Annotated in this window: 20 protein-coding genes; 11 read left to right on the top strand and 9 right to left on the bottom strand. The window is 70.2% G+C overall.

The window, feature by feature from the left end; all coding sequences use genetic code 11:
- Positions 1-92 precede the first annotated feature (92 nt).
- Positions 93-899, top strand: coding sequence for a hypothetical protein (locus HGK34_RS07465; RefSeq protein ID WP_201845948.1), 807 nt, complete (start codon positions 93-95; stop codon positions 897-899).
- A gap of 139 nt (positions 900-1,038) precedes the next feature.
- On the opposite strand, the gene HGK34_RS07460 is transcribed toward HGK34_RS07465, so the two are convergent.
- Positions 1,039-1,242 (bottom strand): cold-shock protein, encoded by a 204-nt coding sequence (locus HGK34_RS07460; RefSeq protein WP_201845947.1) that lies wholly within the window; start codon positions 1,240-1,242, stop codon positions 1,039-1,041.
- Positions 1,243-1,561: 319 nt separating this feature from the next.
- Between HGK34_RS07460 and HGK34_RS07455 the strand changes: the two genes are divergently transcribed.
- From HGK34_RS07455 to HGK34_RS07445, 3 genes are all read left to right on the top strand, one after another.
- Complete coding sequence (locus HGK34_RS07455) at positions 1,562-2,824, top strand: ABC transporter substrate-binding protein (protein ID WP_201845946.1); 1,263 nt, start codon at positions 1,562-1,564, stop codon at positions 2,822-2,824.
- A 196-nt stretch (positions 2,825-3,020) separates the two neighbouring features.
- Entirely contained in the window at positions 3,021-4,151 is a 1,131-nt protein-coding gene (locus HGK34_RS07450; protein ID WP_201845945.1) for a threonine aldolase family protein, read from the top strand.
- Positions 4,152-4,247: 96 nt separating this feature from the next.
- Positions 4,248-6,497, top strand: a complete 2,250-nt coding sequence (locus HGK34_RS07445; protein WP_201845985.1) for a S9 family peptidase — start codon at positions 4,248-4,250, stop codon at positions 6,495-6,497.
- Between the two features lie 75 nt (positions 6,498-6,572).
- Here the strand turns inward: HGK34_RS07445 and HGK34_RS07440 are convergent, their stop codons facing one another.
- Positions 6,573-7,832 carry a glycoside hydrolase family 3 N-terminal domain-containing protein gene (locus HGK34_RS07440; RefSeq protein ID WP_201845944.1) on the bottom strand — a complete coding sequence of 420 codons (1,260 nt, stop codon included), beginning with the start codon at positions 7,830-7,832 and terminating at the stop codon, positions 6,573-6,575.
- A 383-nt stretch (positions 7,833-8,215) separates the two neighbouring features.
- Here HGK34_RS07440 and HGK34_RS07435 point away from each other — a divergent pair, with 383 nt between their 5' ends.
- Genes HGK34_RS07435 through HGK34_RS07420 form a run of 4 tightly spaced genes read left to right on the top strand, consistent with a single transcriptional unit; the run spans position 8,216 to position 12,392 of the window.
- Positions 8,216-9,640: a branched-chain amino acid ABC transporter permease gene (locus tag HGK34_RS07435; protein WP_201845943.1), complete on the top strand. Its 1,425-nt coding sequence runs from the start codon at positions 8,216-8,218 to the stop codon at positions 9,638-9,640.
- A gap of 13 nt (positions 9,641-9,653) precedes the next feature.
- Entirely contained in the window at positions 9,654-10,646 is a 993-nt protein-coding gene (locus HGK34_RS07430) for a branched-chain amino acid ABC transporter permease (protein ID WP_201845942.1), read from the top strand.
- Positions 10,636-11,601: an ABC transporter ATP-binding protein gene (locus tag HGK34_RS07425; protein WP_201845941.1), complete on the top strand. Its 966-nt coding sequence runs from the start codon at positions 10,636-10,638 to the stop codon at positions 11,599-11,601. The genes HGK34_RS07430 and HGK34_RS07425 overlap by 11 nt, the downstream gene beginning before the upstream one ends.
- A complete protein-coding gene (locus HGK34_RS07420) occupies positions 11,598-12,392 on the top strand; it encodes an ABC transporter ATP-binding protein (protein WP_201845940.1) in 795 nt (264 codons plus the stop codon). The genes HGK34_RS07425 and HGK34_RS07420 overlap by 4 nt, the downstream gene beginning before the upstream one ends.
- 181 nt (positions 12,393-12,573) lie before the next feature.
- Here HGK34_RS07420 and HGK34_RS07415 read toward each other — a convergent pair whose 3' ends face one another.
- Complete coding sequence (locus tag HGK34_RS07415) at positions 12,574-13,836, bottom strand: endonuclease/exonuclease/phosphatase family protein (protein ID WP_201845939.1); 1,263 nt, start codon at positions 13,834-13,836, stop codon at positions 12,574-12,576.
- A gap of 213 nt (positions 13,837-14,049) precedes the next feature.
- On the bottom strand, positions 14,050-16,374 hold the full coding sequence (locus HGK34_RS07410; protein ID WP_201845938.1) for an immune inhibitor A domain-containing protein: 2,325 nt from the start codon (positions 16,372-16,374) through the stop codon (positions 14,050-14,052).
- Positions 16,375-16,757: 383 nt separating this feature from the next.
- Here HGK34_RS07410 and HGK34_RS07405 point away from each other — a divergent pair, with 383 nt between their 5' ends.
- A complete protein-coding gene (locus tag HGK34_RS07405; RefSeq protein WP_201845937.1) occupies positions 16,758-17,981 on the top strand; it encodes an MFS transporter in 1,224 nt (407 codons plus the stop codon).
- A gap of 10 nt (positions 17,982-17,991) precedes the next feature.
- Positions 17,992-18,978, top strand: a complete 987-nt coding sequence (locus HGK34_RS07400; protein ID WP_201845936.1) for a Gfo/Idh/MocA family protein — start codon at positions 17,992-17,994, stop codon at positions 18,976-18,978.
- Here the strand turns inward: HGK34_RS07400 and HGK34_RS07395 are convergent.
- Positions 18,959-19,813, bottom strand: coding sequence for a class I SAM-dependent methyltransferase (locus tag HGK34_RS07395; RefSeq protein ID WP_201845935.1), 855 nt, complete (start codon positions 19,811-19,813; stop codon positions 18,959-18,961). The genes HGK34_RS07400 and HGK34_RS07395 overlap by 20 nt on opposite strands.
- 114 nt (positions 19,814-19,927) lie before the next feature.
- Between HGK34_RS07395 and HGK34_RS07390 the strand changes: the two genes are divergently transcribed.
- Positions 19,928-20,986 carry an AraC family transcriptional regulator gene (locus HGK34_RS07390; RefSeq protein ID WP_201845934.1) on the top strand — a complete coding sequence of 353 codons (1,059 nt, stop codon included), beginning with the start codon at positions 19,928-19,930 and terminating at the stop codon, positions 20,984-20,986.
- 15 nt (positions 20,987-21,001) lie between these two features.
- On the opposite strand, the gene HGK34_RS07385 is transcribed toward HGK34_RS07390, so the two are convergent.
- The 4 genes from HGK34_RS07385 to HGK34_RS07370 form a co-directional block, all read right to left on the bottom strand.
- Positions 21,002-21,445, bottom strand: a complete 444-nt coding sequence (locus HGK34_RS07385) for a DNA-directed RNA polymerase subunit alpha C-terminal domain-containing protein (protein WP_201845933.1) — start codon at positions 21,443-21,445, stop codon at positions 21,002-21,004.
- Positions 21,446-21,607: 162 nt separating this feature from the next.
- On the bottom strand, positions 21,608-22,495 hold the full coding sequence (locus HGK34_RS07380; RefSeq protein WP_280517869.1) for an amino acid ABC transporter ATP-binding protein: 888 nt from the start codon (positions 22,493-22,495) through the stop codon (positions 21,608-21,610).
- Complete coding sequence (locus HGK34_RS07375; protein ID WP_201845932.1) at positions 22,482-23,144, bottom strand: amino acid ABC transporter permease; 663 nt, start codon at positions 23,142-23,144, stop codon at positions 22,482-22,484. Before HGK34_RS07375 ends, HGK34_RS07380 begins: the two co-directional genes overlap by 14 nt.
- Entirely contained in the window at positions 23,145-23,936 is a 792-nt protein-coding gene (locus HGK34_RS07370; protein ID WP_201845931.1) for an amino acid ABC transporter substrate-binding protein, read from the bottom strand.
- Between the last annotated feature and the right edge of the window lie 12 nt (positions 23,937-23,948).

Genomic DNA, 23,948 nt, shown 5'->3' with positions numbered 1-23,948 from the left:
GCGATCACGGTGCGTCGTCCGAAGAAGGTGCCCCCGGAACCGGTGGGCGACCGGCCGCGTTGAACGGGTGACCGCTCGACGAAAGGGATGAGATGGGCTTCCTCGACCGACTCCTCGGCCGTGAGCCGAAGGACCCCTACCGGCAGTACGGGCCGTACGGCACGCAGGGTGGTCAGGCACCCACCGCCTCACCGACCTACGGGGCGCGGGCTGCGGCCTCCCCGAGCCACGGCGCGCAGCAGGCCGGCGGGCGTACTCCGGACGACATCGCCATCGACCGCTACAAGTACATGTTGCGCACCGCTCCACCGGACGCCGTCGAGCAGGCTCACGCCGAGGCGTTCGAGAAGCTCACGCCCGAGCAGCGGCGCAAGGTGCTCGCCGAGCTGAACGCGCAGGTGCCGCCGCACGAGCAGGCGGCGTCGGACGACCCCCGGGAGCTCGCCCGGGCGGCGACCCGTGCCGAGATGCGCGAGCCGGGCACCCTGCAGCGCAGCTTCGGCGGGCCCTCGTTCGGCTCGATGCTCGGTGCCAGCCTGCTCGGCACGATCGGTGGCTACGTGATCGGCTCCGCGGTAGCGAACGCGCTGTTCGGACCCACTTTCGGCGACCCAGGCCAGGAGCACGCCGCCGACGCCGAGGCAGACGAGACGGACGCTCAGGAGGCCGGCGCGGAGGACGCGGGCGCCGGTGAGGAGGGAACCGTCGGCGAGGACGCGGGTGCCGACGCCGGGGACGCAGGCGTCGTCGATGCCTCCGGCATGGACGGTGGTGGCGCCGACGCGGCCGCCGGCGACGGCGGCGGCTTCTTCGGGGGCATGTTCGGCGGGGGAGACGACGGCGGTGGCTTCTTCGGCGGCGACGGCGGCGGCTTCGACTTCGGCGGCGGCGACTTCTGAGGCCCCGCGACCGCGATGAGCGTGGGCGGGTCCGGCTGCCGCAGCCTGACGTGAGCCCCGGTCCGGGGCACGACGAAGGGCCCGCCTCCCCTCGGGGAGCCGGGCCCTTCGTCGTGTCGGGCCGGGGCCCGGGTTCAGATCACGCGGGGCGGATGTTCTCCGCCTGCAGGCCCTTGGGGCCCTGCTTCACGTCGAACTCCACGCGCTGGTTCTCCTCCAGCGAGCGGTAGCCGTTGGTCTGGATGGCGCTGTAGTGGGCGAAGACGTCGCTGCCGCCCTCTTCGGGGGCGATGAAGCCGAAGCCCTTCTCAGCGTTGAACCACTTGACGGTTCCGAATGCCATGCCTTGCTCCTTGCAAGAGGTGACGACCCCGGCCTTCGGGATCGCGGTCAATCACGGTGTCGTCGTCATCTCTTGGAAGAACGATCACACTGCAACACCAGCAACCCTACACAGGGATCCTCGGCTCGGCCTGCGATATTTCGGAGGCGCTCGTGAATGTCCTGGGAGAAAAGCGGTCACGCCGAGGTCACAGCACCGTAACGATCCGATCGGGGGAGGCGCTCGTCACACTGGTGTGACACAGCATGACTACGTTCGACGCAACGACGGGGCAAGGTGCCGCGTCATGCAGAACTACTCCCGTTTGAAGGGAATTAGCATGAATCGACGTTCCACGGCCGCACGCGGGCTCGCGCTCGCCGCGGTCCTCAGCCTGGGCCTTGCGGCCTGCTCGACGACGTCGGGCGGCAGTTCCGACGAGGCACTGAAGGTGGGCACCATCCTGCCCATCACCGGAACCCTCGCGTTCCTCGGGCCGCCCGAGGTCGCCGGCGTCGGCCTGGCGGTCGACGAGATCAACGAGGCCGGCGGCGTTCTGGGTAATGATGTCGAGCTGATCCCGGGTGACTCGGGTGACACCACCGACTACTCGGTGTCGAACTCGACCGCGTCCGACCTCATCAGCCAGGACGTGGCGGTCGTGATCGGTGCCGCGTCGTCGGCGGTGTCCGCGAACGTCGTCGACAAGTTCAAGGAACAGGAGATCATGGAGATCTCCCCGGCGAACACCGCCACGACGCTGTCCGGCTACAGCGACTTCTACGCACGGACCGCACCGCCGGACACCGTGCAGGGGTCGGCCCTCGGCAACCTGATCCTGGACGGCGGCCACCAGAAGGTCGGCTTCCTGGTCCAGAACGAGGACTACGGCACCGGCCTGCGCGACAACGTGCAGAAGACGCTCGAGGGAGCCGGCGCCGAGATCGTCTACGGCGGCACCGGTGAGGGCCAGGAGTTCCAGCCCGGCGAGACCAACTTCGCCGCGCAGGTGACCGACCTGCTCGCGCAGAAGCCGGACGCGATCAGCGTCATCGCCTTCGAGGAGACCAAGGCGATCGTCGCCGAGCTGCTGGCCCAGGGCTGGGAGTTCGACGGCACCACCTACTTCTGCGACGGCAACACGGCGTCCTACGAGGGCGACTTCGACCCGGGCACGCTCGCCGGCGTCGTCGGCACCATCCCGGGTGCCCAGGCGGAGCAGGACTTCAAGGACCGGCTCTCGGCCTACTACGAGGAGACCGAGGGCTCGCCGCTCGAGGACTTCGCCTACAGCCCCGAGTCGTACGACGCCACCATCCTCGCTGCGCTCGCGGCGGTTCGCGGCGGTGGCACGGACGGCAAGACCATCTCGGAGAACATCAAGGCGGTCTCCGGTTCCGAGGACGGCAGCGTCGAGGTGTCGACCTTCGCGGATGGCGTCAAGGCGCTCGAGGACGGTGACGAGATCCGCTACGTCGGCGTCTCCGGCATCGGCCCGCTGAACGCCGACAACGACCCGTCGTCCGCCTTCATCGGCGTGTACGAGTACCAGGACGACAACACGATCGAGTGGACCAACGCGGTCGAGGGCTCGATCGAGTGACACCGGCGTGCCGGTAGAACGCTGACTCGTCGGCGCTGGGCTCGCCGGACCCTCCGGGGTCCGGCGAGCGTCCACCGGAATGTCGTTCGGCGGCGGCCCGGGTGCCCTCTCGTGAGAGAGGACGCCCGGGCCGCCGCGTCGTCGCACCCCGTGGGCACGCCGCCGAGCGGCCGGGCGGAGCGCGGACAATGGGGCCGTGCAGCACTTCGCCTCCGACAACTACGTTCCTGTTCATCCTGAGGTCATGGCCGCTGTCGTGGCCGCGAACGACGGCCCGGACGTCCCCTACGGGGACGATGCCGTCACGCAGCGTCTCCAGGTACGGACCCGTGAGATCTTCGGCTCGAAAGCCGTCGCGTTCCCCGTGCTGATCGGCACGGGTGCCAACGTGATCAGCCTGATGGCGGCCGCGCCACGCTGGGGAGGGGTGGTGCTGAGCGACGTCGCGCACGCGAACACCGACGAGAACGGCGCGCCCGAACGGGTCGGCGGGCTCAAGCTCCTCGCCTGCCCGTCCGTGCACGGCCGCATCACGGCCGATGCGCTGCTCGCCTGGGCCGGGGACCGCGGCAACCCGCATCGCGCGCAGCCCGCCGTGCTGTCCCTGACGCAGTCCACGGAGCTCGGCACCGTCTACGGGATCGACGAGCTGCGGTCGCTGGCCGGTGCCGCCCATGACCTCGGGATGCTGGTGCACGTCGACGGCTCACGCCTGGCCAACGCGGCGGCGTCGCTGGGGACCGGCCTGCGCGAGCTCACCACCGACGTCGGCGTGGACATCCTCTCGATGGGCGCGGCGAAGAACGGCGGCATGCTCGGCGAGGCCGTGATCGTCCTCGACGGCGGAGTCGACGCCGGTCTGGCGGAGTCCATCCCGTTCCTGCGCAAGCAGACGATGCAGCTCGCCTCGAAGAGCCGGTTCGTGTCGGCCCAGCTTCTCGCCCTGCTCGGCGAGCCGGGGGATTCCGGGGCGCCGGGCGGTCCGGAGGACCCCACGGCGTCGTCCACCGTGGTGTCGCCGGACGGCGCACCTCTCTGGCTGCGGAACGCGCGGCACGCGAACGACATGGCCGCACGCCTGCGGCGGGCGATCGATCACACGCTGCCCGGCGAGGTCGTCCGCGTCACGCACCCCACGGAGGCGAACGTCGTGTTCGCGACCCTGCCGCGGCGGACCGCGGACGTGGTCCGCGAGCAGGTCCGTTTCTACGACTGGGGGGCGGGGGAGACACCGGACCGCGTCGAGGCCCGCTGGATGTGCGCGTGGGACACGACCCAGGAGGACGTGGACCGTTTCGTCGAGCTGATCGCCGGCGTGATCGGCTGATCCCCCTCGAGCGCGATCCGCGCGAAGGTGGAGCCTGTGGATTCTTCGCCGTGCGGGCTACGGCGACATTAGGCTGATGCGGTGGATCAGACCGTCATGCCGCCCGACGCGGCCCGCCGCCCGACCACCCGTACCTATCACGGTGACGTGTTCACCGACGAGTACGAGTGGCTGCGGGAGAAGGAGGACCCGGAGGTCGTCGCACACCTCGAGGCGGAGAACGCCTGGACGATGTCACGTCTCGAGCACCTCGCGCCGCTGCGCCAGTCGATCTTCGACGAGATCAAGGCGCGTACCCAGGAGACGGACCTGACGCTCCCCTCGCGGGACGGCGGCTGGTGGTACTACTCCCGCACCGAGGAGGGCAAGGAGTACCCGATCCACGCGCGGTACGAGGTCGGCGGTCCTGATGACTGGACCCCGCGGGTCCTGGAGCCGGGCGAGCCCGTGCCCGGCGAGCAGGTGCTGCTCGACCAGAACGCCGAGGCCGACGGCCACGAGTTCTTCTCGCTCGGCACGTTCGACGTGTCCGACGACGGCCACCTCCTCCTCTACGCGGTCGACACGGCCGGCGACGAGCGCTACACCCTCCGCATCCGCGATCTACGCACGGGCACGGACCTGGACGACGAGGTTCCCGGGACCGCCCCCGGCGCCTTCTTCGCGCCCGACGGTGTGCACGTCTTCTACCAGACCATCGACGAGGCCTGGCGACCGCACCGCCTGTGGCGGCACCGGATCGGGACCTCGCGCGACGAGGACGCGATGGTGTTCGACGAGCCCGACGAGCGGTACTGGATGGGCGCGGGCGTGTCCCGCTCCAAGAAGTACCTGATGATCGAGCTCGCCTCGAAGGTGACCAGCGAGTGCTGGATCCTCGAGGCGGACGATCCCGCCGGCGAGTTCCGGTGCGTCCGGCCCCGGTCGGAGGGGGTCGAGTACTCGGTGGAGCACGCGGTCCTGCCGGTGGCGGGCGCACCGGCCGGAAGTCCCGGACGCGACGTTCTCCTGGTCCTGCACAACGAGGACGCCGAGAACTTCGAGCTCACACTCGTGGACGTGCCCGGAGCCGGAGGCACGGCGAGCTGGGGCGACGTCGTCGTCCCGCACGATCCCGAGATCCGGCTCGAGGGTGTCTCCGCCTCCGAGCGCTACGTGGTCCTGTACTACCGGCGCGGTGCCATCGGGCGCAGCGGGATCCTGCGCCTCGACACGGAATCGCCGCAGACCGGGCCGCAGGTGCGGCCCCAGCTCGCCGGGCCTCGCACCTCCGGTCGCCCGGTGACCGGCGCGGAGCCCGTGTGGAGCTTCGAGGAGATGACCTTCGGGCAGGAGCTGGAGTCCGTGGGTGCGGGCGTCGGCGTCTGGGAGCAGCCGAACCTGCTGGTCGGCTACACCTCGTTCGTGACGCCGTCGGCTGTCTACGACTACGACGTGGCCACGGGTGAGCGCACGCTCCTCAAGCAGACGCCGGTTCTCGGCGGTTTCGAGCCCTCCGAGTACGCGCAGCGTCGTGAGTGGGCCGTCGCCGCGGACGGGACACGGGTCCCGATCTCGCTGGTCTGGCGCAAGGACCGGGTGGAACTCGGGGACGACGGCATACCGCTCGCCCCCGCACCCGTGCTGCTCTACGGCTACGGCGCCTACGAGATGTCCCTGGACCCGTACTTCTCGATTCCACGCCTCTCGCTGCTCGAACGGGGCGTCGTGTTCGCTATCGCCCATGTCCGCGGTGGTGGTGAGATGGGCCGTCACTGGTACGACGACGGCAAGCTCGGCAACAAGCGCAACACCTTCACGGACTTCGTGGCGTGCGCACGGCATCTTGCCGCCGTGGGCTGGACCACGGCCGACCGAACGGTCGCCGACGGCGGTTCCGCCGGTGGTCTTCTGGTCGGTGCGGCGGTGAACATCGCGCCCGACGCGTTCGGGGGAGTGCTGGCCGGCGTACCGTTCGTGGACGCCTTGACCTCCATGCTCGACCCGTCGCTGCCGCTGACGGTCACCGAGTGGGACGAGTGGGGCGACCCGCTGCACGATGCCGACGTGTACGCCTACATGAAGTCGTACACCCCGTACGAGAACATCCCGGACGACGCCTCGCGCTACCCGGAGGTTCTCGCGACGACGTCGTTCAACGACACCCGCGTGATGTACGTCGAACCGGCGAAATGGGTGGCGCGGCTGCACGCGGCCGGCGCCCCGGCGATGCTCAAGATCGAGATGCAGGCAGGTCACGGCGGTGTGTCCGGCCGCTATTCCGCGTGGGAGCAGATCGCCTTCGAACACGCCTGGATCCTGCAGGTGCTCGGGCTGGCCGACGTGCCGGCCGTCTCCGGCCGGTAGCCGGGCCAGGGAGGCCGTCCGACGGCGGCCGGCGCCCTGGCCGAGGCGGGCTCGGCCGGGGGCACCGCACGGAGGTCAGCGGGACAGGGCCGCCTTGGCGCTGAGGACCCGGCCTGCCGCCCGGTCGACCCTCGCGGCGAAGTCCGGGTCCTGCTCGGCGCGGTCCACCAGCGCCTGAGCCATGGGCGCCGCGGTGGCCGGGTCCGCCGAGGCGAGCACGAGGTCGACCCCGGCCTCGACCGCCAGCACCGCGCGGTCGCCGGGGGTCCACGCCTGGACCTGGGCTGCGGCCGAGAGGTCGTCGGTCATGATCACGCCGTCGAAGCCGAGGTCGTCGCGCAGGAGGTCGACAGCGGCGGGGCTGAACACCGCGGGCCGGGTGGCGTCGATCTTCGTGTAGATCGCCGACGACATCATCACGAACTCGCTCCCCGAGTCCACGTTCGCCGCGAACGCCTCGACGGACCTCGCGTCCGGTCCGGTCTCCGTGTCCGTGACGCCCGCGGTCGTGTCGGTGTTGCCGACCACGAGGCCGAGCCCGGGGAAGTGCTTGGGTGTGGTGGCGACCCCGGCGTCGCGCTGCCCCTGGCCGAAGGCCACTGATCCGGAGACGACGGAGTCGAGGGTATAGCCGTAGTTGCGGCGGTATGCGCCGATCGGAGCGTTGGACGACGCGGAGTCCGCCGGCACCACGTCCGCGACCGGGGCCAGGTTGAGGTTGACGCCGGCACGGGCCAGCTCCGTGCCCCACGTCTCAGCGCTGCGGCGCAGGTCGGCGGGAGGCATGGCGGCCTGGTCAACGGCGCTCGGTATGTCACTGAAGCCTTCGCCGCGCAACACCTGCACGGCGCCGCCCTCCTGGTCGGTGGCGACGAGCATGAGCGGGTCGCGCGGGTTCGCCACCGCGCCGACCTTCCGGAAGTCGTCCACCAGCCGGCGTACCGGGCCCTGCCCCGCCTGGGTCCGGCCGTGGAGGAAGATGTTCGCCACGTGATGCTCGCGGATGGCGGCGGCGGACTCCTCGCGTTCGCCGGCCACCGGCACCCCGACCATGATGATCTGCCCGACCTTCTCCACGAGGCTCATGTGGTCCAGCAGATCATCGATCGGCAGCCCGGGCGGACCGGCCGACGGGGAGGGTGGTGCCTGGTCGGGCGAGTTGCTCGGGAGAGGTGACGGGGATCCCGTCGCCGGGCCGGATCCCGTGGTGGTGCCGGAAGATGCCGTGCCGCCCGGCTCGGGGGGCGTCGAGGTGCGGGGAGTCCCGGCCTGGCCGCAACCAGCCGTGGTGAGAAGGATCAGTACGGTCAGGAGGCTCGCGAGCCGGGAGATCATTCGGACAGTATTGCGGGTTCGTGCCGCCGCGCGGTACGGGTGCGTCTCCGAGCATCGCTCGCCGTGCCGTCTCGGTTGGGCCCTGAAGCCCGTTCTTCTCTGGGTCCAGGTGCCCGGATGCGCTGGGCCTTGGTGCCCGAGATGTTCTGGTTCCGAGTGTACTTGGCGGATGCCTGACCGCGTGGATGCTGAATCGTAACCAGTACCGTGCCATGGGATCGTAGATGTGAAACACGCCGCCGCTACACTTCCCGCACTGTTGGGAATCCGCGGCAGGTTCAGGGCCCGTTCAGCACTGCTGAATTCCTTGGATGCCGGGACTCCCCGAACTGTTCGAGCAACCCTCGGACATCTGGAACTGAAGACCACGGAGGACCCGGCACATGACAGCCGACCGACCGATGATCGCGACAGCCCCACGGCGCCTGCTCGCCGTGATCCTGGCTGCGTTCGCGGCGCTGATCTCGGGTGCGGTGATGTTCGCCGCGCCCGCGGGAGCGGCGACCGACGACATCGCGACAGACTGCATGCCCGATGCGAGCACCACGTGTGTCTCGCCGATCGTGCTCGACGAGGAGCACGATCCCGTACCCGGCGTGGAGGTCACGATTGCCGGCGAGGGTTTCGAGGCCGTCGTCACCACGACCGACGAGGGCCCGGTGTCCGTGACGGTGCCGGTGCGCGGCACCTACACGCTGACCGTGAACACCGACACCCTCCCCGCGGACACGCACGCCGACCCCGCGGAGCGTGAGGTCCGCGCCCAGACCGGTTCGACGGCCCGTGGCGCGTTCACCGTCGGCACGGGCCCGGCTCCGTCCCCGGAACAGACCGAATCCGAGACCAGCGCGCCGGCCGGCGACGCCGGACCGGGCGCGGAAGGTGCGGAGGGGCTCGTCGAGAACGACGTGAACGTCTCCAGCTTCCCGTCGTTCGGGCAGATCTGGCAGCAGGTCGGCTCCGGCCTCCGGTTCGGCCTGCTCCTGGCGCTCGCCTCCGTGGGCCTGAGCCTCATCTTCGGCACCACCGGCATCTCCTCCTTCTCGCACGGCGAGCAGGTGGTCATCGGCGCGATGGGCGGATTCCTCCTGATCAATCGCGCCGGCCTGCCGATCTGGGTCGCCGCACTGCTGATCATCGTCATCGGCGGCCTGACGGGCCTGCTCCAGGACGTGGCGATCTGGCGCCCGCTGCGCCGGCGCGGCACCCCCGCCGCGCAGCTCATGCTCGTGACGATCGGTCTGTCGCTCGCCCTGCAGTACGTGCTGCAGTGGATCGAGGCCGGTTCGATGCGCATCATCACGAGCAACCCGATCCCGACGACGATCGCCGGCATCACGCTCAGCCGAGCGTCGTGGATCTCGATGGCGGTCGCGCTGGTCGTCATCATCGCCATCGCCGTCCTGCTCACCAAGACCCGGATCGGACGCGCGATCCGCGCCGTCGCCGACAACCGGGCGCTCGCCTCGGCGACCGGCATCGACCCGGACGCCGTCGTGCGCATCGTGTGGGTCTCCGCCACGGGGCTCGCCGCGCTCGCCGGTCTCCTCATCGGCATCTCGTTCGGCTCGTTCACCTGGAACCTGGGCGTGCAGCTCCTGCTGCTCATGTTCGCCGCGGTGACCCTCGGCGGCCTCGGCACGGCGTACGGGGCACTCGTGGGATCCATCCTGATCGGCCTGGTCGTCGAACTCGCCGGCCTGGTGATTCCCAGTGACGTGCGTTACGCGACCGCCCTGCTGATCCTCATCCTCGTCCTCCTGATCCGGCCGCAGGGCATCCTCGGCAGCCGCGAGCGGATCGGCTGAAGGGAGCCTCGTCATGGAAGAACTGCTTCGAGTCCTCACCCTGGCCCTCGGGGAGCTGCTGGCGCCGGCCACCGCCGCGTACGCGCTCGCCGCGATCGGCCTGAACGTCCACTTCGGCTACACGGGTCTGCTGAACGTCGGCCAGGCCGGCTTCATGCTGCTCGGCGCCTACGGTTTCGGCATCTCGACGATCGCGGGCGCGCCGTTCTGGCTCGCCCTGCTCGTCGCGATGGCCGCCGGGACCCTCTTCGCGGTGGTCCTGGGCCTGCCCACCCTGAAACTGCGGGGCGACTACCTGGCCATCGTCACGATCTCGGCCGCGGAGATCATCCGCATGCTGGGCCGCTCCACCCTGTTCGACGCCCAGACCGGCGGTTCGGCCGGTCTGCGGGGCGGCGACTACAAGGGATCGTTCCAGGACCTGTCGTTCCTGCCCGACGGCCGCACCATGATCGGCCCCCTGGAGTACCTGAACAACGGCTCCGACTCGTGGTGGACCCGGCTGTTCGCCTGGAGCCTCGTCGTGCTGGCGCTGCTCGTCGTCTGGCTGCTCACCCGCAGCCCGTGGGGCCGCGTGCTCAAGGGCGTGCGGGAGGACGAGGACGCCGTCCGCGCCCTCGGCAAGAGCGTGTACTCGTACAAGATGCAGGCCCTCATCCTCGGCGGTGTCCTGGGAGCGCTGGCCGGGATCATCTACGTGCTACCAGGGGCCATCGCCCCGGACGCCATGGGACGCACGATGACGTTCTGGGTGTGGACGGTGATGCTCCTGGGTGGAGCCGCCACGCTGTTCGGCCCGGTCCTCGGCTCGATGCTGTTCTTCTTCGTGTACATGATCGTGCGCGCGGGGATGCGGACCGACCTCATGGAGTTCCTGCCCATCCCGGCCAAGAACGTCGACCACGTGGCGGGTGTCCTCGTGGGCGTGACCCTCATGTTGATCGTGATCTTCCGGCCACAGGGGATCCTGGGGAACAAGAAGGAGCTGGCCCTCGATGCCCGATGAGAAGACCGTGAACGAGAACGACGCCGCTGCCGGCGCGGACGAGCACGCCGCCAGCGAGACCGCGAAGCGCGCCGGCCGCGACCTCTCGCACGTCGCGCCGGAGGTCGGCGCGGCCAAGCCGGACGCGATCCTGACGGCCCAGGGCGTGCAGCGCCGGTTCGGCGGTATGACCGCCGTCGACGTGGACTACCTGGAGGTCGAGCGGGGCGCGATCACCGCGCTCATCGGGCCGAACGGTGCCGGCAAGACGACCTTCTTCAACCTGCTCACCGGCTTCGACAAGCCGAACCAGGGCTCCTGGACGTTCCAGGGCGAGCCGATCTCCCACAAGAGCGCGGCGCGCGTCGCGCGTGCCGGCATGGTGCGGACCTTCCAGCTCACCAAGGCGCTGTCGCGCCTGACGGTGCTGGACAACGTGCTGCTCGCGGCGACCAAGAACCCCGGGGAGCGCATGTTCGCCTCGATGTTCCAGCCGCTCTGGGCCGGAACCGAGGAGCGCAACAAGGAGAAGGCCCTCGAGATCCTCGAGCGGTTCAAGCTCGACAAGATGCGCGACGAGTTCGCGGGATCGCTCTCGGGCGGCCAGCGCAAGCTCCTGGAGATGGCGCGGGCGCTGATGACGGATCCCACCATGATCATGCTCGACGAGCCGATGGCCGGCGTGAACCCGGCCCTGGTGCAGTCGCTGCTGGGGCACATCCAGAACCTCCGCGACGAGGGTATGTCCGTCCTCTTCGTGGAGCACGACATGCACGCCGTGCGACACATCTCGGACTGGGTGGTCGTCATGGCGGAGGGCCGGATCGTGGCCGAGGGCCCGCCCGGGTCCGTCATGCAGGACCAGGCAGTGGTGGACGCCTACCTGGGTGCCCACCACGACACCGACCTCGGTGACGACGCGCTGCTCGACCCCGAGGTGCTGGCCCGGCTCGAGGCCGAGGAGGAGGCACGATGAGCGAGACGACCACGACCGCGGCGGCCGGGACGGCGTCCGGACTGCCCGCCGACAAGGAACTGCTGCTGAAGGCCGACAACCTCGAGGCCGGCTACGTGCCCGGCGTGAACATCCTGGACGGGTGCTCGATCGAGGTCGGCAAGGGTGAGCTGGTCGGCATCATCGGCCCGAACGGTGCGGGGAAGTCCACGCTGCTCAAGGCCCTGTTCGGCCTGGTGAACATCACCTCCGGCACGGTGACCCTGGACGGCCAGGACATCACCGGGATGAAGGCGAACTCGCTGGTGGCCCGGGGCGTCGGCTTCGTGCCGCAGACGAACAACGTGTTTCCCTCGCTGACGGTCGAGGAGAACATGCGGATGGGCGTGTACCTGCGTCCCAGGACGTTCGACCAGCGGTTCGAGTTCATCGTCGACCTGTTCCCCACGCTGGGGGAGCGACGCAGCCAGCGCGCGGGAGCGATGTCCGGCGGTGAGCGGCAGATGGTCGCGATGGCCCGGGCGCTCATGATGAACCCGTCGGTGCTGCTGCTCGACGAGCCGTCCGCCGGCCTGTCGCCCGTGCGGCAGGACGAGGCGTTCCTGCGCACCCGCATGATCAACAAGGCGGGCGTGTCCGTGATCATGGTCGAGCAGAACGCGCGGCGCTGCCTGCAGATCTGCGACCGGGGCTATGTCCTGGACCAGGGCAAGGACGCGTACACGGGCACCGGTCAGGAGCTGCAGAGCGACCCGAAGGTGATCTCTCTGTATCTGGGGACACTGGCGGAGGACGTGGAGAAGGAGAACTAGCGACGACGAGAGAGACGGGCGGATGTCCGTTTCGGGAAGAGGTACCGCCCCCGCTACGGCGGCACCATCCCGAAACGGACATCCGCCCGTCTCTCTCTTCACCGTGGTGGAGTCCGGTCGTCACGGCGAGATCGGGTTGCTGCGCCGCGGCGGAACGGGAACTGCCGTGGGTGGGCTTGTTTCACCTGGCTCTGATGTCTACCCAGACCAGGCGGTGGTCGCTGCTCGGGAACGGGTACTCGCCCGTGAGGCGGGAGAGCGGGTCGTCCGCCGCCGGCCAGAACACGCCCGCGTCACGGATCCGCAGGTTCCGGCTCGGCAGGGTGTAGTCGACACGCAGGTTGCCCGGTGCGGTGTCCGCGAAGTCCGCGGTGTCGAGTGCGGGGTCTCCCGTCTGCGTCAGGTTGGCACCGCCCTGGAGCGCTGCCGCCTCGGCCGCGCCGTCCGACGTCGCCCGCGGATCCTGGATCCGCCGACTGTCGAGGAGCTGGTGGATGGCGCCGTCGTAGGAGTCGCCGTCGGCCGGGTCGGCGTTGTAGTCCCCCAGGATCACGAAGGGCGCACCACGGCGCAGGCCGCCGCGTCCGCCGTCGTCGTCGTAGATGTACGACGCCGTCCGGCCGCCGGCCACGTAGTCGGCCCAGAACCGGATCTCGTCGTGGTTGCGGCGCCCGTTGCGGTCCTCCGCGCCGTCGAACGACGGCGGTGTCGGATGCGCGGCCAGCACATGCACTGTCCTGTGCCCCACCTGCACGGGGACGTCCCAGTGCGACTTGCTCGACAGCGGCAGCACGTCCAGTTCCTCGTTCGTGTACCAGGGCTCACCCGTCGAGGGGTCCGTGGGGAGAGCCGCACCTGGCATGTCCCGCCACAGGAAGTGCTGGAACGTGCGAACGTTCCTGGTGTCGATCGGGTATCGCGACAGCACGACCATGCCGTACTGGCCGGGGAAGAGACCGAAGCCGAGGGCGTCGTCGCCCCCGCCGACGGTGCCGTCGTTGTTCAGGTCGAAGCCGCTGGGTACGCCGGTGTTCACCGGAGCGGTGAACGCGTACGGGTAGGTGATCGCGTCGGCGTCGCCCTGCGGGGTCTCGAGGTAGTTCTCGCGGAACAGCCGGACGGCCTCGCCGGCGTCGTCGTGGTCGAACTCGTTGAGCAGCACGATGTCCGGCCGAGCGTGCTGGATCACCTCGGCGACAGTCCTGGCCTGCTCGTCGCCGCCGGACAGGTCGGTCACGAGCTGCCCTTGCGCCGCCCGGTTCAGCGACAGGTTGTAGGTGGCGACACGCAGGCCGTTCCTCGGGGCCGACGACGCCGGGTGGTCGGCTCGGGTGTCGGCGGGGCCGTCGGGGACGGGGCCGGGTGTCGCGACGGCCGCGCCCCCGCTGCCCAGGAGGGCGGCGGCGAGGACGAGGCTCGTGGTGCGCGGTGCGGTGCGGCGCATCGGAACTCCTCATGGGTGATCGGGACCTGCGCGCCCACGGTAGTGCGGGGCGCGTGAACGCGGGGTGGCCTGCGGTGGAACGCTGGCACCGGGCCGGCCGGCGGCGAAGCTGCCGGGAGACGACGCCGGCCCGCACCCCCGAGAGGATGCGGGCCGGCGCCGTCGTGCGGCGATCGGATCATGCGCTGTGGCGCGTCGGTCCGATCCTGCGGATCACGACCGGTTGACCGCGATCGTCATGTGACCGTTGCGGCTGTCCTGCCACAGCACCGTGATGCTGGTGCCGGTGCCGCCGACGATCGTCGAGTTGCCCGGGTTGGACTCGTCCCAGTAGGCGTACGGGTCGGTGTCGTCGAACGTCCTGGACTGACGCGACCACCACGGGGTGCGCAGCGTGGCCGGGGCCTCACCGGCCTCGCTGTGCAGGAACAGCCGGTCCTTGCGCTGCGTGCCGAACGTGGCGTCGTAGACCTGGATCCGGTTGCGGGCGATCGCCCCGTCGGAGAACGTCAGCGGCGTCGCGTCGGAGTCGACCGGGAGCGCCTGGCCACCGCCGGGGTGCTGCGACGTGTTGTTGTCGCCGTACAGCCCGTTCGCGTACCAGACCAGCAGGCCGTCCTGGTACGGGAAGTGCTCCACCTGGTTCGGGTTGGACTGGGCCCAGCCGAAGTTGTACGGGCCCGTCTTCAGCGTGGCGTCGTAGCCGCCGTACACGCGGTTCTCGGCCAGGTAGTAGTGGGAGAAGGTGACGTCGTACTTGCCGTCGGTGGCGACCTGCCAGTCGCCGGTCCAGTCGGAGGCGTCCTCGAAGTCCTCGGACAGGGCGTCGCCCACGCTCACGGAGTCGACGACCATGGCGCGCTCGGCGACACCGCCGTCGGAGGTGTACCGGAAGCGGAGCTGGGCGTTCTCACCCGCGTAGGCCGACAGGTCAGCGGTGAGCTCGACCCAGCCACCGGACGAGCCGTCGATGCCGCCGCCCGGGTTGGTGCCGTTCGGGTCCTCGTCGGACGACTCGCTCGTGGACAGCGCGGTCCAGGTGGCGCCGCCGTCGGTGGTGATGTCGACGAAGGCGTAGTCGTAGCCTTCCTCGATCTCGTAGTTGACCTGGGCGCTCAGCTGGCCGCCGGCGGGCACCACGAACTCGGGCGAGGCGAACGTCGTGTTCAGGTTGTTGCCCGTGGTCGAGTAGGCGTAGTTGCCGTCGATCGGCTCCACACCGACGTCCACGCTCTCGCTGCCGTCCGGCAGGTTCACGAGTGCCGCCTGGGCGCGCGTGGTGGCGTGGAACGAGGGCCCGAGCCGGACGATGCCGGACTCGTCGGCCTCGACGGTCTCGTAGTCCAGCCAGCCGAGGAACATCTTCTCGGTGGCGCCCATGTGGTTCGGGGTGCCGCCGATGTAGCCGTCCTCGTCGCCGTGGCCCATCCACGAGCCGGAGCTCATGAGGTTCCAGAAGCCGGTGCCGTTCTCGCCGCCGGAGGTGTCGTAGTAGTCCGGCAGACCGAGGTCGTGGCCGAACTCGTGCGCGAACACGCCGAGGCCACCGTTCTCCGGCTCGGTCGTGTAGTCACGGATCCAGATGTCGGTGTCGCCGATCTTGATGCCGCCGAGCTTGGGGTAGTCGGCCGGGCCGTCCTCCCAGAGGCCGCCCTGGTTGACCGCCCAGCGGTGCGACCAGATGGCCCACGGCGGAGCCCCGGCCTCCTCGCCCTCGCCGGCGTGGATCGCCTGGAAGTGGTCGATGTAGCCGTCGGGCTCGTTGATGATGCCGTCGCCGTCGACGTCGTACCGGTCCCAGATGTCGAAGGACTGGAGGTACGCGACGATCTCGTCGTGCGTCTTCCCGGAGGCGATCTGCTCGTCGTACCAGGCGTTGGCCGCATCCTGGATGAACGCGGTCATGCTGGCGCCGGTCTCGTCGCCGGCAGCGCTGCCGCCGCCGTAGTACGCCTCGCTGTGCGGCACCGTGACCCAGTCGGACACGTCACCCTGCAGGTCGAAGCGGCCCGAGGACATCTCGTCGTAGACGTCGTGGAACGACTCGCCGTTCTCGTTGCCGTCGAAGAACATGTCCGTGTAGTGGTCGCGCGAGAAGTCGCTCGTCCAGTACGTCGTGTTGTCGTCCGCGCCCGGTTCCGGGAGTTCGTTGTGCATCGGCCCGGCGGGGGCGTCGGGGAAGTAGGGTGACCCCTCGCCGTCGCCGAAATCGACCAGGATCGAGAAGAGCTGCGAGGTTTCCTGGGCTCCGTACTCGACGTACTCGTGCGGGGCGATCTTGACGACCCGGGACTTCTTCGAGCCCTTCCCGCGCGTCGTCACCTTCGCCTCGCCGGTGGCGACCATCTCGACCGCCTCCTGCTTCCGCTCACGCTGCTTCTGAGCGAGCGCGTCGGGACGGTCGTCCTCCCGCTGCTGCGCGAGCGTCGCCGGGTCCGGCTCCGCCGCGCTCGGCGCGGCGACGGCTGTTGCCGGCACGAGCGCGCCCGTGAGCAGCAGAGCCGCACCAGCGCCCACTGCGCTGATTCGTGGATTCATCGATTCCTCCGGGGTGTGAGTGCCCCCGGCTCGCAGGAGGGCGGGCACAGCGGTGCCCGGGGGGCGTGGCGCCGCCACGGCGGGCTGCCGTGATCAGGCCTCGACCCCGCGAAGACCGGAGTGTCCGACCGAGCCGGGGGTTCCTGGCGTCGAGTCATCTGTCAGGACTTCGACGTCCGACCGATGACTCAATCACCGTTCCATTTCAGGAATGTTGCGTGCGGCACACTACTGGATGATAAGTCAAAGCAAAACCGGCGGATTCCCGCCACCACATGTGGCGGAATCCCGCCAGAATTGCTATTTCGCCCGTCTTTAGCGGGCGTCCGCGCGGTGGAAGCGTGGGAAAAACGGTTGCGACGATATGGCAAACTATCGAATCGATGCGATCAGACGTTGCCACCCCGGCTCCCTCCCTCGACCAGCGGTCCGCGCGGCGCCGTGCCGTCGTGGCGCTGATCGCCCTGTCCACGTCGGCCTTCTTGTTCGTGACGGCGGAGAGCCTTCCCGGCGGCCTGCTCACGATCATGGCCCCGGATCTGGGACGCACCACATCTCAGGTGGGGCTGCTCGTGACCGTGTACGCGGCCGTCGTGGTCGTCGCGACCGTGCCGCTGGCGCAGCTGACACGGCGCCTCAGCCGCCGCGTCGTCCTCGCGATGACGACGGCGGTCTGCGCGGTGGGGCTGACCTGGTCCGCGTTCGCCGTGGGCTATGCGGATCTGCTGGGCGCCCGCGTCGTGACCGCGCTCGGGCAGGCGCTGTTCTGGGCGATCGTCATGCCTGCGGCCGCGAGCATGTTCCCTCGCGAGGTGCGCGGCAAGATGATCGCGCGCGTGGCGATCGGGAACTCGCTCGGGCCCATGCTCGGCGTCCCGTTCGGCACCTGGCTGGGGCAGCTGACCACCTGGCGCATGCCGTTCCTCGTCATGGCGGCGATCAGCGCCATCGCATGCGCGGCGATCCTGCTGACGATGCCGGACGGTTCGCAGGCCAGGGACGACACCTCGCGCGGGACCCACCCGGACCGGCGCCGTTTCGTCGTCCTGCTCGTGGTGACGTTCCTGCTCGTCACCGGGGCGTTCGCCTGGATCACGTTCATCACCCAGTTCCTGCTGGAGGTGGCGGGCTTCGACGCCCGGTGGCTGTCGCTGCTGCTGCTGGCCAGCGGGGCCGCCGGCCTCGGCGGGACGCTGCTGGCGGGCCTGGTGCTGGATCGGTGGCCGTGGTGGACGCTGGCCGGTGGTGCGGCGGGGGTGGGGGTCTTCCTGCTGGTGCTCCAGCTCCTCGGAGCGGCGCCGGGGCTCGCCGTCGTGGGCATGCTGCTGTTCGGGATGACGTTCAGCCTCGTCCCGCCGGTGGCGGCCCATCTCGCGATGCAGGTGGCGCCCGGAGCCACGGAGATGGCGACCGCCCTGTCCAGTGTGGTCTTCAACGTCGGGATCGGTTCCGGTGCGGCGCTCGGTGCGTTCGTCGTCGCCACCTGGGGCCCGCAGCTCATCCCTCTGGCGGGAGCCGTCTTCGCCCTCGCGGCGCTGGCGCTGACGCTTTGGGACATGCGGTACGTCCGGAGAGACGCGGCGGCGACCCCTGTCGTGCCGGACTAGGCTCGGACATATGACACACCTGCGTTGGGGCATTCTCGCCACGGGCGGCATCGCGCACGCCTTCACGAGCGACTTGATGGCAAACGATTTCAGCGTGCAGGCGGTCGGCTCCCGCTCCGCGGACAAGGCGAAGGCCTTCGCGGACGAGTTCGGTATCCCGCACGCCCACGGCTCCTACGAGGAACTCGTGGCGGACCCCGAGGTCGACATCGTCTACGTCGCGACCCCGCATCCCATGCACGCCGAGGATGCGGCGCTGGTACTGAACGCCGGCAAGCACGTGCTGGTGGAGAAGCCGTTCGCGCTGAACCGCCGCGAGGCGCAGGGCATCGCCGAGCTCGCCGCGTCCAAGGGCCTCCTCGCGATGGAGGCGATGTGGACGCGCTACCTGCCGCACATGTCGCGTATCCGGGAGATCCTCGCGTCGGGCGCTCTCGGCGAGGTCCGCACGGTCATGGCGGACCACTGCCAGGACCTTCCCGATGACCCCGGCCACCGCATCAACGCGCTCGAGCTCGGCGGCGGGTCACTGCTCGACCTGGGGATCTACCCGATCTCCCTCACCTGGGACGTGTTCGGCGAGCCGCTCACCATCCAGTCGCACGCCACGTTCAAGGAGGCCGGCGCGGACGCCACCGTCGCGACGATCTTCGGGTACGACGCCGGCCGCATGGCCACCACGATCTCGGCGTCGGACACCCGGGGGCCCGTCACGGCGTCCATCCTCGGGACCGATGGGCGGATCGACATCGACCCGTGGTGGTTCACGCCGACGTCGTTCCGCGTCTACGACACCGACGGTGCCGTGACGGAGGAGTACACGAGCGAGGGCAGGGTCACCGGGCGCGGCATGCACTTCCAGGCCCTGGAGGCCGAGCGGCTGATCGCCGAGGGCCGGACGGACGGCGACATCCTGCCGCTGGCCCAGACCGTGGGAATCATGGGGACGCTCGACGAGATCCGCGACCAGATCGGGCTCAGCTACCCGGGCGAGTGACGGGCCGGGGCTGTGCGAGGGAGGCCGGCCCGCGCTGTCGCAGGCCGGCCTGGACGTAGGTCAGGCGGCCCATGGGCCAGTCCTCGTGCGCGACCTCGCGGGCCTGCTCCAGGCCTGCTTCCGTCAGGAGCCGTGGGATGCCGTCGCCGAGGTTCGCCGCGATCACGGTGCTCCTCCTGCCGCGGTGGCGCAGCGGGGCGGCGAGGTGGCCGAGCAGGTGGGAGAGGCCCGGGTGCCCGTGCCCGGCGCCGTGGTCCTGGCCGCCGGGACGGGCCGCGGCGTCGTCGGTACGGTCCGCGCCGTCCGGGTGGTGTCCGGGGCCGGGCTCCCCGCCTCCCATGTCGAGGATCGTGACCTTCCCGCCCGGACGCAGGACGCGAGCGACCTCGCGTGCGAATGCCGCGCGATCCCGCTCCGGGACGTGGTGCAGCGCCAGGGAGGAGAGCACGTGGTCGACGCTGTCGTCGTCGGCGGGGAGCCGGTCGGCGAATCCGCGTACCAGGGTCCCCTTGCGGCGTGCCCGGCGCAGTTTCCGTGCGGCGATCTCCAGCGCCCGCGGATCCGGGTCCAGGCCCGTGACCTTCGCCCCAGGAGCGGTGTCGAGGACGGCCATCAGGAGGCTGCCGGTGCCGCAGCCGACGTCCAGCACGGACTCCCCGTCACGGACGCCGGCCAGTTCGGCCGTCCGGGCATACCTCCCACGCATCCCGATCAGTCCCACGAAGGCGTCGAAGAACGGCGTCAGCCAGTTCTTCCCCATTCCGGGGAGGTAGCTGCGGCCCGCCGTGGTCGGGTCGGTGCCGTCGACGATGCGGACGTCGGCTCGGGTGCTCATGATGTGGTCCTCCGTGGCGGGGCGTGGTTGGCAGGCGCGTGACCGCCCTGCGATGCTTCCTGTGGACAGCATCGGCCGCCGCAGGGCGGCACGGCAGGACGGAACTTCGGCGGTATGGGAGATTCCTCGGGCATCGCGCCGGGACCACGGGCGATCCGCGACGGTTCACGTCCCACGGGCGGCACCAGCCTGCGCCGCGTACGCCCGGACGGCACACCCGTGTACGGCCACGACGAGCGGCCCGGACTCCCCGCGCTCGCCGCGTCGGCCCTCGGCGACCGGCACGGGGCGGCCGAACGCGACGGCACGACCGCGCGCCAAGGGCGCCACATCCACGACTTTCACGTCCTGGTGTACCTCCACGAGGGCCACGCTGCGGTCCTGATCGACGGCGCCAGGCATGACCTGCGAGACGGTGACGTCCTCGGCGTGGACCCGGGCCAGGTGATCGAGCCCGGGGATCCTGACCTGGCGGAGCACGGCCTCGCCTGGGTGGCGCGCTTCCTGCCGGACGTCGTCTCCGCGCTGGGCGCGGTCTCACCGCTCGCCCGGGACCGGCACCCGCTCCTGCGGCTCTTCGGTGGACGGGCCGCGGGCGGTGGTGCCGGCGGAGTTCCGGTGGCGGGCCGGGGTCACGGGGCGCGGCCCGGCGGCGCCGCTGACCGGGGCCCGGGAACCGTCTCGGTGCCGGGCCCGGAGCGGGAACGCTGGCGCGCCTGGTTCGAGGACCTTGTCGAGGAGGTCGAACGCCCCGACCGGACGGGTGCGGCGGAGGCGATGGTGGCGGGACTCACCCGCATCCTCGTGGCCTCCGCGAGGCTGGCTCCGGGTCCGCCGTCGGCAGCGCCGGATCCGTTGCTGCTCCTGGTGTTCGACCAGGTGGAGAAGATGTTCCGGGACCCGGTGTCGGCAGGCGACGTGGCGCGTGAGCTCGGCTACACGCCGGGTCACCTGACCACCGTGGTGCGCGAGCGCTCGGGCCGGACCCTGGGCGAGTGGCTCGTCGAGCGTCGTCTGACCGAGGCTCGCCGGCTTCTCCTGGAGACGGATCTGCCCCTCGGCGCCGTCGCCGCGCGGACGGGGCTGACGGACGGCGCCTACCTCGGAAGGCGGTTCCGTCGCCGCTACGGCATCAGCCCGGCCCGCTGGCGCCGTGAGCGCCGGAGCCCCTGAACGCGACCCGCGGCCTCAGTCCGCGGTCGCGCCGCTCATGGCGGACGCGAGGGACTCCTCCACGAGCGCGGTGAAGATCCCCTCCAGCACGCGGGGGCCCACGGACCAGGAGGTCAGCAGTTCGGTGACCGTGACGGTGCCCAGGTCGCGTGCGGTCTCGAGGCCGTGACGCCGCAGCACGTTGCGCTGGCGTGACGGAAGGTCGAGGTTGTTGAGGCTCAACTCGTCCGGGAGGCGGGGGAAGACGGAGCCGATGTGACTCGTCGGCCGGTGCTGGATGGCCAGCTGAGCCACTTCCAGGGCGACCTCGGGGACCTCGGAGTCCGGGGTGGCGGCGATCGGCTCGGACCACCGGGGATCGGGCTGGTTGGCGTCGAGGCCCGCCACCCCGACGAGCCAGGGGAACGCGTCCGTCCACACCAGGGTGGGCGGTGTCTCGGGCGCAGCTGCTTCAGTCATTCGGGATCCTGGGTACCATCTCGCGTCGTTGGGTCCGTGGTCCTAGCATCCCAACCTCACCAGGTAATCCGGCTCCGCGGCATAGAAATCGCCGAACTTCACCCGCTCGGAGCGGGTGAAGTCCGCAATCTCGGCCGGCCGCGGACCACCCCGCGGCCTCCTTCACTCCATCGGGTGCAGCAGCCGGTGCAGGAACTGCCGGGTGCGCTCCTCGCGCGGCTCACGGAACAGCTGGCGTGGGGCACCGCGTTCGACGACGTGCCCGCCGTCGAGGAACAGCACCTCGTCGGCCACCGCCCGCGCGAACTGCAGCTCGTGCGTGACCACCACCATGGTCCAGCCCTCGTCCGCGAGCTCCTTCATCACGGTCAGCACCTCACCGACGAGCTCGGGGTCGAGGGCCGACGTCGGCTCGTCGAACAGCAGCAGCTCCGGTCGGAGCGCGAGCGCCCGCACGATTCCCACCCGCTGCTGCTGCCCGCCGGACAGCTCGTGCGGGTAGGCGTCGCGCTTCTCGCCGAGCCCCACACGCTCCAGCAGCTCCGTCGCGCGCTCGACGGCGTCGGCCCGTGCGACGCGCTGGACCTGGACGGGACCCTCGATGACGTTCTGCAGCACCGTGCGATGCGGGAACAGGTTGTGCTGCTGGAAGACCATCGCCGAGCGGTCCCGCAGGGCGAAGCGCTGTCGCTTGGTGGTCTTCCGGGAGAAGTCCAGCGTCAGCGGGGCGTCGCCGCCCTCCGTCTTCGTCCCCGGGTCCCCGGACGGGTGTGCCGAGGGCGCGGCCGTGATCCTCCCCGCATCGGGGATGGACAGGCCGTTGAGCGAGCGCAGCAGCGTCGTCTTGCCGGAACCCGACGGCCCGATCAGTGCGGTGACGCTTCCGCGGCGCACGTCGAGGTCGATGCCGCGCAGCACGCTGTTGTCCCCGAACGACTTGTGCAGCCCCCGTACGGTGAGCAGCGGCGTGCCGGGCCGGGCGCCCCCACCCGGCTCCAGCACGTCCGGGGTCCCGTTCGGTTCGGTACCGGCTCCTTCAGTGGGCGACATAGCGGTCCAGCCTCTTCTCGATCGCGCGCTGTCCGGCCGCGAGGACGGTGCAGAAGATCCAGTAGATCAGCGCCGCCTCCAGGTAGAGCAGCATGAGCTGGTCAGGGTGGCTGGCGGCGATCTCCTGAGCCTTGCGGAACTGCTCGGTCACCAGGATGGTCGAGGCCAGCGACGTGTCCTTCACCAGGGAGATGAACGTGTTCGACAGCGGCGGCACCGACACCCGCGCGGCCTGGGGCAGCACGATCCGGCGCAGGGTCCGCGTGGTCCCCATACCGATCGTGTACCCGGCCTCCCACTGCCCGCGCGGGACGGACAGGATCGCGGCCCGCACGATCTCGGCCGCGTAGCCGCCCACATTCATCGAGAACGCGACGATGGCGCTCGGCCATGGGTCGACGACGATCCCCAGGTTGGGCAGGCCGTAGAACACGATGAACAGCTGCACCAGCAGCGGCGTGCCACGGATGACCGAGACGTAGGCGGTGCCGATCCAGGCGAGGACCACGTTCGACGACAGCCGCAGCAGCGCCACGACCAGTGCGATCACCAGCCCGATGGCGAACGAGACCAGTGTCAGCGGGATGGTTCCGGTCAGGCCCCCGGACAGGATCGGCCAGAACGCCTCCCGGGCGAGCTCCCAGTCCACTTATTCGGAGACGTCGTCGCCGAAGTACTTCTCGCTGAGCGCCGTCAGCGTGCCGTCCGCACGGAGCTCGTCGAGTGCGCCGGAGATCTGGTCGGCCAGCGCCTGGTGCTCCGGGGTGACCACGAACGCCGACTCGGAGGTCTCGTCGGTCTCGGCGGCGATCTTGAGGCCGGAGTCGCCGTTCTCGTTCACGTAGTCGAGGAAGGTGAGGGTGTCGTTGATGGTGGCGTCCACCCGTCCGTCCCGCAGCAGCGAGATGGACTGCGCCCAGCCCTCGACGTTCTCGATCTTCGCGCCCGAGGACTCCGCGAGCTCGCGCCAGTTGCTGGTCAGGGACTGTGCCGTGGTCCTGCCGGCAAGGTCCTCGAACGAGTTGACGTCGTCGTTGTCCGCCGTGACGATGACCGCTCCGCGCGACACGGTGTAGGGAGCGCTGAACGCGTACTGGTCCTCACGTTCCGGCGTGACGGTGACCTGGTTGGCGATGGTGTCGAACCGCCCGGCGTCGAGCCCCGCGAAGATCGCGTCCCACTGGGTCTCGGCGAACTCGACCTGCAGGTCCAGCTTCTGCGCGACGGCCTCGGCCACCTCCACGTCGTATCCCACCAGCGTGTCCGAGTCGTCGTGGTAGCTGAACGGGCGGTAGGTGCCCTCGGTCGCCACGGTCAGCGTGCCGTCGGTGACCAGCCCGGTGCCGTCGTCGTCGCCGGAGCTGCCGGAGGTGCAGGCGGCGAGTGCCAGGAGGGCGACCGAGGCGGTCGCGGCCGTGGCGAGGGCGCGGATGCGGGTCATGTGCGGGCCTTT

This window comes from Myceligenerans indicum, assembly GCF_016742955.1.
Classification (GTDB): Bacteria; Actinomycetota; Actinomycetes; order Actinomycetales; family Cellulomonadaceae; genus Myceligenerans; species Myceligenerans indicum.
Note: the sequence above shows the minus strand (reverse complement) of the source record. Positions and strands in the feature narration are given on the sequence as shown.